Raw genomic sequence first — 10457 nt, forward strand, 5'->3', positions numbered from 1 at the left:
TTTTATTGTTCTCCTTGAGCCGGCCTAGAGCCGGGCTACGCCAAAACTGTTGGCTTGCAATGGCCGCACCTGGGCCTCGTGACAGATATCCAGCAGGTAACCAAGCAAGGTCCGGGTATCGCGCGGGTCGATCAAACCGTCGTCCCAGAGGTTGGCGCTGCCGTAGAGCGCCGTGGCCTGGCTGTCGAGTTTCTGCGCGGTGACCTGTTCGAGCATGTCGAGCATTTTCGGATCGGGCACCAGGCCGTCCTTGGCCTGTTTGGCCTCAGTGACGATGCGCAGCACTTTGCCGGCTTGCGCGCCGCCCATCACGGCGGTGCGGCTGTTGGGCCAGGCGAAGATGAAGCGCGGGTCGAGACCGCGCCCGCACATCGCATAGTTGCCAGCGCCGTAGGAACCGCCGACGACGATGGTCAGCTTCGGCACCCGGGCGTTGGCCACCGCTTGAATCATCTTCGCGCCGTGCTTGATCACGCCTTGCTGTTCCGATTCGGTGCCGACCATGAACCCGGTGGTGTTGTGGAAAAACAGCAGCGGCGTCTGGCTCTGGTCGCACAGCTGGATGAACTGGGCCGCCTTGCTCGCGCCTTTTGGCGTGATCGGGCCGTTGTTGCCGATGAAGCCACAGGCGCGGCCCTGAATTTTCAGATGACCGCACACAGTCTGCTGATCGAACTCGCCCTTGAATTCAAGAAAGTTCGAAGCGTCGGCGAGACGGGCGATGATTTCGCGCACGTCGTAGGGCTTTTTCGGGTCATCCGGGATCAGGCCCAGCAGTTCGTCGATGGGGTAGAGCGGTTCCTCCCAGTGACGTTCGGGTAGTGGAGGCAACTGCTCGTTCCACGGCAGCAAGGCGACGATCTCGCGCACCTGACGCACGCCATCGGCGTCGTTTTCAGCCAGGTATTCGGCGGTGCCGGCGGTTTGTGCGTGCATCTCGGCGCCGCCCAGCTCTTCATCGGTGGCGACTTCGCCGGTGGCGGCCTTGAGCAGTGGCGGGCCGGCGAGAAACAGCTTGGCCTTGCCGCGTACCACCACCACGTAATCCGACAAACCCGGTTGATAGGCGCCACCCGCCGTGGCCGAGCCGTGCACCACGGTGATCTGCGGCAACCCCATGGCCGACATCCGGGCCTGATTGGCAAAGCTGCGCGCGCCCTCGACGAAAATCTCCGCGGCGTAATTGAGGTTGGCACCGCCGCTTTCGGCGAGGGTGATCACCGGCAGTTTGTTTTCCATGGCGATCTGTTGCAGGCGCAGGGATTTCTTCAAGCCGCTGGGGGAGATGGTCCCGCCCCTGATCGCGCTGTTGTTCGCCACCACCAGCACGCGCACGCCGGACACGTAGCCGATCCCGGCGATCAAACCACCACCGGCGGAACTGCCATCCTTGTCGTCGTGCAATTTGTAACCGGCCAGGCTGGCCAGTTCGAGAAACGGCGCGCCGGGGTCCAGCAGCAGATTGAGGCGCTCGCGAGGCAGCAATTGGCCGCGTTTTTCGAACTTCGGCTTGGCTTCGGCCGCCTTGTTCAGCAGGTTCTGTTCGAGCACGCGAACTTGCTCGATGGCGCTCAGCATCGCCGCACGGTTCCTGGCGAACGGTTCGCTGTGGGGATCGAGTTGCGACTGAATCACCGGCATGGGTTATTCCTTGTCCTTCAACACGTCGGGAAGGTACGCACGGTGAAAACCGTTGTACGACTCGCTGTTGGTCGCCTTGTGGATTGGCCAGGCGCGGCCGCCGAGGCTGGCGGCGCCGTCGATGCGCAAGGTGCTGCCGCTGACGAACGCCGCTGCAGGGCTGAGCAGGAAAACAATCGCCGCGCTGACTTCCGATTCGGTGCCGATGCGCTTGAGCGGCACGTGTTCGCGCAGGGTCGGGATCACGGCCTTGAAGGCGCCTTCGTAGGTGTCCATGCCGCTGGAGGCAATCCACCCCGGCGCCACGGCGTTGACCCGCACCCCGGCATGACCCCATTCGTAGGCGGCGGTCTTGGTCAGGTTGTCCATGCCCGAACGTGCCGCGCCGGAGTGGCCCATACCGGGCATGCCGCCCCACATGTCGGCGAGCATGTTGACGATGGCGCCGCCGTGCTTGCTCATGGACTGGTTGAACACTTCCCGGGCCATCAGGAAACCGCCCACCAGATTGGTGCGCATCACGGTTTCGAAACCCTTCTGATTGATCGAGGCCAAGGGTGACGGGTACTGCCCGCCTGCGTTGTTGACCAGGCCATGAATGGGGCCATGCTTGCGGATCAATTCGCTGACCAGGTGCTGCACCAATTCTTCCTCGCGGATGTCGCAAACCGCCCAATCGGCCTTGCCGCCGTCCTCGGCGATCTCCGCCGCAACGGTTTTGAGCTTGTCGGCCCTGCGTCCGACAAGCAGCACATGGGCACCGAGGGCCGCCAGTTCGTGGGCGGTGCAGCGGCCGATGCCAGTGCCGCCCCCGGTGACGATGATGTTTTGACCGGCAAACAAATCGGCTTTGAAAATCGAATCGTAGGCCATGGCGGCAATCCTCTAGTTGAACTGGTCGGCGATGCGCTGCGGCACCGGGATCTGGATTTCCAGCAGCTGCTGGGCGAAGGCCTTGCCTTGCGGATCGATGCGCAGGCTGGCGACACCGCCGCCGCCGAGGGCGTTTTCCAGCAGGAAATTCAGGCTGTGGCTGGCGGGCAAGTACCAGCGTTCAACCCGCCCGTGGATAGGATCGAGGACGTGGCCCATCCAGTCGACGATCACTTCCGGGGTCAAGGCTTCGGCAATCCATGGCAGGAATTCGGGCGCGCGGGCTATGACGCCGATGTTGCTGTGGTTGCCCTTGTCGCCAGAGCGGGCGACCGCCAGTTTGACCAGGGCCACGCTGGCGTCGGCCAGGCCAACCGGTTTCGGTGGCGCGAGCGGGGCTGGCAGGTCCAGCGGGTCGAGCACATCGAGGGCGGGCAGGGCACACGGGTGGCGCTGGCCCATGAAATCAATGTCCAGCGTGCAGGCGGTTTTGTCGATGAGGAACGAGAACAGCCGGATCAGCGTATACACCGTCGGCCGGCCACCGACAATGCCGGTCAGCCCCGGCGCCATGCCGGTGGCGGCCTGGGCTATTTCCCGGGAGAACACGATCAAAGCTTGCTTGTCCGGATGGCGCACCGCGAGTTTGATCACCACTTCGCGACTATCCTGACGCTGGCCGTGGGGGCCGTAGGTGGCCTCGCTGCCCAGCAACTCGATACTCACGTCGCTGTACGGCGCCCAGCCGCGTTGGCGGAACATTTCCGAGGTCTTGTTGGTGATCGCATCACCGACCCGCCGGGCCTTGTCGACGGCATCGATACCGGCGATCAGGCAACTGGCGGTGCAGCGAAAACCATCGGGGTACGTGGCGCTGACCTTGTATTGAGCGGTTGGCGGCAGGCCTTTGGCGCCGTGCACTTGCACCGCGTTCTTGCCTTGTTGCAGCAGTTTGACCTGAGTGAAATCGCACACCACGTCGGGCAGCAGATACGCCCGCGGGTCACCGATTTCATACAGCATCTGTTCGCCCACCGTCAGCGGCGTGACCAGCCCGCCCGTACCTTCAGGTTTGCTGACGATGAACTGGCTGTCGGCGCTGACTTCGACGATGGGAAATCCGATGTGTTCGTAGTCGGGCACGTCGCGCCAGTCGGTGAAGTTGCCGCCCGTGCACTGGGCGCCGCATTCGATGATGTGCCCGGCCAATGCCGCCTGGGCGAGCTTGTCGTAGTCGTGCCACGACCAGCCGAACTCATGCACCAGCGCGGCGCTGACCACCGCACTGTCGACCACGCGTCCGGTGATCACGATGTCCGCCCCCAGGCGCAAGGCTTCGACAATGCCGGGTGCGCCGAGGTAGGCATTGGTCGAGACGCACATCGATGGCAGGGGCGCGCCGCTGAACATTTCATGAATGCCCAGGTTGCCCAGCTGTTTGAATTGCGGCTGCAGGTCATCACCCAGCAGCACGGCGATCTTCAGCGCCACCCCGGCCTTGTCGCAGGCTGCTTGCAGGGCGGCGGCGCAGGCTTGGGGATTGACCCCGCCAGCATTACTGATGACCCGGATGTTTTGCTGCGCGAGCTGCGGCAGCAAGGGCGCAAGCACTTCGATGAAGTCGCCCGCATAGCCGGCCCGGGGATCTTTCATCCGTGCGCCGGCCATGATCGACAGGGTGATCTCGGCCAGGTAATCGAAGACCAGATAGTCCAGATGCCCGTGTTCCACCAGTTGCGCGGCAGCGGTCGAGGTGTCGCCCCAGAAGGCGCTGGCGCAACCGATGCGAATTGTTTTAGGCGCAGTCCATTCCATAGCCACCTCCAACCGAAGTGCGTCGACATTACCAAGCAAGCGCTTGGTTTGTAAATGACTTGATTATCTTCTGCCCAAGCGCTTGCTTGGTTGCATCCATGCGCTTAAATTGCCCGCGCAACCCCGCTGTTTTCGGGGGGATCGGCGTTATTGATTGAACGACTGTAGGAGAGAACGGGTGGACGAGCAAAAAGCCCTGAAGGTGATGCGCCAATTGGTCGACGACGGCCAATTGACCGACCCGGACAGCGCCCGTGGCAAGCTGCTGCAAGTGGCGGCCCACCTGTTCCGCAATAAAGGCTATGAACGCACGACCGTGCGCGATCTGGCCGGCGCCGTGGGCATTCAGTCCGGGAGTATTTTCCATCACTTCAAAAGCAAGGACGAAATCCTGCGCGCCGTGATGGAAGAAACCATACGCTACAACACCGCGTTGATGCGCGCGGCCATCGCCGAGGCTGGCAATGTGCGCGAGCAGGTGCTGGCGCTGATCCGCTGTGAATTGCAGTCGATCATGGGCGGGAGCGGCGAGGCCATGGCCGTGCTGGTCTACGAATGGCGCTCGCTGTCCGAAGACGGCCAGGTCAAGGTCCTGGCGCTGCGGGACGTCTACGAAGACATCTGGCTGCAAGTACTGGGCGAAGCCAAGACCGCTGGTTTTATCCGCGGCGATGTGTTCATCACCCGACGCTTCCTGACTGGCGCATTGTCCTGGACCACCACCTGGTTTCGCGCCGGCGGCAGCATGAGCCTTGATCAATTGGCCGATGAGGCGTTGATTCTGGTGCTGGAAGACCGGCAATAAGTTAGTGTTGGCCAGCATTGAACTGGCTAACTGGAAGAAACCGCCTAGCTTGAATGCATTGATGCTGTTTTATTGAGGAGTGGGGTCGTTTTGATGGGTTCGCCAATTCGGTCAGCTTCGCGGCTGTTACTGTCGATGTTTGCGGCGTCAACGATGATGCCGTCCCAGGCTGCGCAACTGGTGCGTATTGGTGCCGCGCACTTTCCGCCTTACACCGTGCGCCCGGAATCCGGGGCCGATACCGGGTTGCTGCCGCAACTGGTCGAGGCCCTGAATGCATCGCAAAGTGACTACCAGTTTGTCCTGGTGCCCACTTCCATTCCCCGGCGCTTCGGTGACTTCAAGCAGGGCCGGGTCGACATGGCCATCTTCGAAAATCCCGCCTGGGGTTGGGAAGAGATCCCTCACACGGCCGTCGACATGGGGCTGGAAGACGCCGAGATTTTTGTTGCGCAACGCCTGCCCGATCGACAGCAAAGCTATTTTGCCGACCTGAACGGCAAGCGCCTGGCACTGTTCAGCGGCTATCACTACGAGTTCGCCAACTTCAATGCCGACCCCCAGTACCTCGCGAAAAACTACAACGCCACACTGACCTATTCCCACGACAGCAATCTGCTGATGGTATTGCGCGACCGGGCCGACATTGCCCTGGTCACGCGCTCCTACCTGAGCGACTACTTCTTGCGCAATAAAAAAGTCGCCGATGAATTGCTGGTGTCCCAGCGCGTCGACCAGATCTATCACCACTACGCCATTCTGCGTCCGACCGCGCCCATCAGCGGCGAGGCCTTCGGCAAGTTGTTGCAAGGCTTGCGGGACAACGGCCAGATGCTGAGGATTTTCGATCCGTATAAGATTGCGCTGGTGCCGACGATACGGGAATAAGGCGACATTGCAGGATGGATACGTTTTTGACCGCGCCATTCGTCGAACAAGTTCTTTTTCTAGAGCAAAACTGTCAACTTTGACAGTAGCCACAACCTTCTTGCCGAAGATTAGATAGCCGTATGGTCCCGTGTGGAAGCGGGGGGCGGTTAATCCTCTATCTGCAAGGAAGATTCGACATGGCAAAAAAATTGTCTAAAAGAGTTCCCAAGGAACCGCGTTCCGTTGCGGAGTTACCCATTCCGATAGTTGCGCATGCCTCTTCCAATAGCACGCTCGATCCCATGCTGGTGCTGCAAGGTGCCAAGGTAACGGTTGCATTTGAGGGGATGAGTCGTGACCACAAGATTCAATTGTATTGGGTCGGTCCGCCAGGTCCAGGCCAGCCGACGCTACCCGTCCGGGATGGCAGTGACAGCGGCAGCATCGATATTGAGATCGACGTCTCTGTGGTCGGTGCCTGTATCGGCAGGACCGTGCCTATCAGGTACACCGCTACACATAATGGTAAGACTGAAACGTCCCTGACGCTTGAGTTGACGGTGCAGCAAATGGAATCGAAAGATTTGCCGGCACCGGAGTTTCTCGATGTGTCGACTGAACATGGCGCTCGTTGGCTGGACATGCGCAAATTCGCCGGCGATGTCAGGCTTCATCTGAATCCCTGGCCGCTTATGGCGCAGGGCCAGCGGCTGTGGATTCTAGCGGTCGGCAATGAACACCATGTCGGCAACTACAGGTTCCAGTGGGTGCTGGAAAATCATCGGGTGACTCCGCTGGACATTCGACTGGGTTTCAGGGACGTGTTGTCCCGCCTTTGGGCGGGGGGGAATGAAGACTACTCTTCAATAACCTTGCAAGCGGCTGTCACTTTCGACGCTGCCCTAGGTGAGCCGCCAGCAGATCCGACGGTTTCCTTGCTCCCGGCAAATGCCCTTGAGCTCAGGTTCACTACTGAAAACCTGCGAGTGGGTGAACCGGAACTGCACTTGCTAGCGCCGAGCGTGCTGGAGGCCACGGAATGCGGAGCAGAGGGGTGCCTGCTAAACCCCATCAACGCAAAAGACGGCGCGACGATTCACGTGGCTTACGAGGGGATGGCACAGACCGACTGGGTGTGTGCCTATTTCGAGGGGACTGCTGGTGCCGGGACTCCGTCGCTGGCTTGTAAGTACGGATCGAACAATGGTTTTGTCGATTTCCAGGTACCGGCTTCGGCGATCAGTGCCAACTTGTGTAAATCGGTCACTGTGCGCTACACGGTCTTGCGTGAAACATTGTGGTCATCTCTGCCGTTAACTCTCAAGGTGCTCAATCTCACTGATTTGCCCACGCCTGAGGTGACCCAAGTCACTGGGGGCGAGTTGGATCTCAGAACGTTCTCGGGAAACGCCGAATGCACAGTGGCCCCGTGGTGGTTTATCGCCGGAGGCCAGCCGACCTGGTTATGGGTAACAGGCGAATTGGAAGATGGCACGCCTTACAGCTTCGATGTCTTGATGGGGCAAGGGCTTCCCGCGTCGGGTGAGGATGACGGTGTCATCAGTTGCTTGCCGCGTCATGAGTTGGAAAAACTGGCGGATTGCAGCAAGTTCCAGGTGCGGTTCGCGGTCAACTTCAATGGCCAGATCGATCATTCCAGTGCGGTCGAGTTCCCGCTGCGGGAGCTGAGGGTGCATCAGCAAGACCTGAACCTGATCCCGCCGATAGTACTTGAGGCGGCGAGGAATTTCCTCAACCCGGAAAACGCGAGAGAAGGCGTCACTGTGCAAGTGGAGTATGACCGTATCAGTCCTCGCCACACGATTCAGCTTCACTGGGTACGGCCGGATGGAACGAGTTTGCCGATCGAGGCCAAACTGGGTAATGGCGTGCCAGGTTATGTTGAGTTCAAGGTGCCGCTCAATGAGGTGATCGCTTGTATCGGCAAGACCGTGTCCCTTCGTTACACCGTGACAAGTCAATGCAAGCAGGCCTCCTCTTTGGATCTCAACCTGAACGTTCTCGTGCCTAGAAACTGGCCGAAATTAGTCTTGATTCAGGCGACCAATAGCATTTTGGACTTAAGTAACTTTATCGGTGATGCCACGGTCAAGGTCAAACCATGGGCCCCGTGGATGGTAGAAGGTCAAAGGATCTGGTTGATCGGCACGGGCACCCATAAGAACGGTGCGGTTCATACGTTTGAGGTCATTAGCGGGGATGCTGTGACTGCAGATGAAGTGATGGATGGTTTAGTCAAAACAGTGAAACGTACTGATCTTGATGTGTTGTTGGATAACAGTGACTTGAGGTTTACTTGTTGTGTTTCATTGGATGGCAGTCTTGTTAGAACTGAAGCAGTTGTATTGCCTATTTTGCATTTGACTGTTCGGGCGGTGCCTGAAATTCATTACGAAAATTTTGATGGTCAGCCCAATCAGTTTATCAGTGGTGGGCAGAGCATTGATAACCCCGATTTAAAGATGAGGATAAGGCTATTGGCGGGTTCGGATGGAAGGGCTGGGATCATGACATTTGGGCACCCTGTTTCAGGTATGTTATCCGGACCCGCAATTGTAATGTCCTATACGTTAGATCACGCCATTCCGGAACAGCGTTTGTGGTTGGATTTCCGAGTGCCGTATCGACGTGTCAGGTTTGCCTATACTTATAATCATCGGCCCACGAGAGTCATATTTTATGATGAGTCTTATAATGTAATAGATGAATTACTTTTTCAGGGGCAAATTAGTGGTGGGCTGCTGCACAATTGGGTTGATGTGTCTGCTCCTGTCGGAAAGTGCATTTTGTTCATTGAGTTAGTGCAAATGGACTATTCCTTTCTGGATTATTTCACCCTGTGGAAATGATGTGAGTTTTTTCACTCTGTTACATGAGTAATGATAAGTGCTCCCCCTAACCGCAAGCCCTCAGTTTTTCGGTTTGCGGATTAGGGGTATTGATAAGGTGCTCTTTGCTTCAGTCTTCAGATTGTCGCTCTGAAATGGGCTTGTCATGGTAGTGCGTTCGGTCTTTCACTCCGTTGTGATTGCAATTGGCAATCTGGATGGACGATTAAATTTCCAACGGTGATCTACGTCTATTGTTGAACTGTCGATGATTATCGTGAGCCCAATCTGAATGACCTGACCGCCCTGGCCTTACCGACCGGCGGCCGTCTTGTAGCCGATGAAACTGAAAGCCGGCTGAGCTTCAACCTTGAAGGTCAACCGCTGATTCAACTGCGGCTGACCCGCGATCCGGAACTGCGGTTGCAAGTAGAGTAAGGTTTCGGCCGTCTTGACCGCCACACAATCTGGGCTGTCTGCTACTGGCTGTTAGCCCGTGATCCTGCCTGCCAGCGCTTGACCTGGCAACTCGATGAAGCCCCAACCGAGGCATTGCTCAGCGGTTTGCTGATCCCGACGGAAACGGCCGGTCAATACCGTTGCGAACGCACGCTGTTCTGGCAGTTGCCACAGCCCTGGCTGACGCAGGCGTCGAGCAGCTATCCGCAGCAAATGGTCATCAGTGGCGGCAAGCGTCATCCATTGCGACCGATCAAACCGCGAGGTGAAGTTTACCGGCGTTTTGATGCGCGCCTGGGGATGTGGATTTCCCTGCGCACGCTGGACATCGAGCAAGACCTGGCACGCTTCAACCGTTGGCAGAACAGCCCGCGTGTCGCGAGTTTCTGGCAGGAGGAGGGTAGCCTCGACCAGCATCGCCAATACCTGAGCAAACTCGAAGCCGACCCGCACACACTGACGCTGATCGGTTGTTTCGACGATCAGCCATTCGCTTATTTCGAAGCCTACTGGGCCAGGGAAGATCGCATCGCACCCTTCTACGAGGCCAGCGATTACGACCGTGGCATTCACATGCTGGTGGGTGAAGAACATCACCGTGGTCCGCACAAGGTGGCGAGCTGGTTATCGGCGCTGGTGCATTACCTGTTTCTCGATGATCCGCGCACCCGGCGCGTGGTTGCCGAGCCGCGTGCCGATAACGCGAAGATGATCGGATACATGCAGGAGCAGTGCTTTCACTGCGAGAAAGAGTTCGACTTCCCGCACAAGCGCGCGGCCCTGATGGTGTTGGGGCGGGAGCGGTTTTTTGATCGGTGCAGACTGGCTTGAGGCTTGAGACTCAAGATTCGTTGCGGTCTTGAGTCAGCCTTCGCGAGCAAGCCCGCTCCCACATTTGTCCTGTGTTCGCAGGACCCTGTGGGAGATTCTATGGTTGAGGGAAAGCCCTCAACCTGCTTTTGGTTGGTATTCGCTCTGCCCTTTCAGCAGTGCAAATACGATCCGGGCAAGTTTGCGGGCCAGTATCACCAGTGCCTGCGTAGTGCTGAACCCTTTGGCTCTTTGCTCTTCATAAAAGCCTTTCCAGGCGGCTGTGCGGCTGGCCGACATGGCGGCGTTGTGCAGCAGTCGACGCGCTTCCGGGT

Annotated in this window: 6 protein-coding genes and 2 pseudogenes; 4 read left to right on the top strand and 4 right to left on the bottom strand. The window is 58.6% G+C overall.

Annotation, left to right across the window (positions count from 1 at the left end; all coding sequences use genetic code 11):
* Positions 1-24: 24 nt before the first annotated feature.
* Genes atuC through AC1DVE_RS27195 form a run of 3 tightly spaced genes read right to left on the bottom strand, consistent with a single transcriptional unit; the run spans position 25 to position 4329 of the window.
* Positions 25-1641 carry a geranyl-CoA carboxylase subunit beta gene (atuC, locus tag AC1DVE_RS27185; protein WP_223456888.1) on the bottom strand — a complete coding sequence of 539 codons (1617 nt, stop codon included), beginning with the start codon at positions 1639-1641 and terminating at the stop codon, positions 25-27.
* 3 nt (positions 1642-1644) lie between these two features.
* A complete protein-coding gene (locus AC1DVE_RS27190) occupies positions 1645-2514 on the bottom strand; it encodes an SDR family oxidoreductase (protein WP_223456886.1) in 870 nt (289 codons plus the stop codon).
* Positions 2515-2526: 12 nt separating this feature from the next.
* Positions 2527-4329 (bottom strand): acyclic terpene utilization AtuA family protein, encoded by a 1803-nt coding sequence (locus AC1DVE_RS27195; RefSeq protein ID WP_223456884.1) that lies wholly within the window; start codon positions 4327-4329, stop codon positions 2527-2529.
* A 178-nt stretch (positions 4330-4507) separates the two neighbouring features.
* Between AC1DVE_RS27195 and AC1DVE_RS27200 the strand changes: the two genes are divergently transcribed.
* The 4 genes and pseudogenes from AC1DVE_RS27200 to AC1DVE_RS27215 all read left to right on the top strand — a co-directional run bounded on the left by AC1DVE_RS27200 (position 4508) and on the right by AC1DVE_RS27215 (position 10143).
* A complete protein-coding gene (locus tag AC1DVE_RS27200) occupies positions 4508-5134 on the top strand; it encodes a TetR/AcrR family transcriptional regulator (protein WP_223456883.1) in 627 nt (208 codons plus the stop codon).
* Positions 5135-5227: 93 nt separating this feature from the next.
* Positions 5228-6022 (top strand): substrate-binding periplasmic protein, encoded by a 795-nt coding sequence (locus AC1DVE_RS27205; protein WP_223456881.1) that lies wholly within the window; start codon positions 5228-5230, stop codon positions 6020-6022.
* A 179-nt stretch (positions 6023-6201) separates the two neighbouring features.
* Positions 6202-8874, top strand: coding sequence for a hypothetical protein (locus tag AC1DVE_RS27210; RefSeq protein ID WP_223456879.1), 2673 nt, complete (start codon positions 6202-6204; stop codon positions 8872-8874).
* 267 nt (positions 8875-9141) lie between these two features.
* Positions 9142-10143: pseudogene (locus AC1DVE_RS27215) on the top strand (GNAT family N-acetyltransferase).
* A 117-nt stretch (positions 10144-10260) separates the two neighbouring features.
* Here the strand turns inward: AC1DVE_RS27215 and AC1DVE_RS27220 are convergent.
* A pseudogene (locus AC1DVE_RS27220) lies at positions 10261-10457 on the bottom strand (IS110 family transposase); the annotation flags it as partial.

The sequence above is a fragment of the Pseudomonas sp. P4_B4 genome (assembly GCF_056402255.1).

Coding starts and splice junctions, on each gene's coding strand:
- AC1DVE_RS27210 (WP_223456879.1), top strand. CDS start 6,202: ATGGCAAAAAAATTGTCTAAAAGAGTTCCCAAGGAACCGCGTTCCGTT.
- AC1DVE_RS27205 (WP_223456881.1), top strand. CDS start 5,228: ATGGGTTCGCCAATTCGGTCAGCTTCGCGGCTGTTACTGTCGATGTTT.
- AC1DVE_RS27195 (WP_223456884.1), bottom strand. CDS start 4,329: ATGGAATGGACTGCGCCTAAAACAATTCGCATCGGTTGCGCCAGCGCC.
- atuC (WP_223456888.1), bottom strand. CDS start 1,641: ATGCCGGTGATTCAGTCGCAACTCGATCCCCACAGCGAACCGTTCGCC.
- AC1DVE_RS27190 (WP_223456886.1), bottom strand. CDS start 2,514: ATGGCCTACGATTCGATTTTCAAAGCCGATTTGTTTGCCGGTCAAAAC.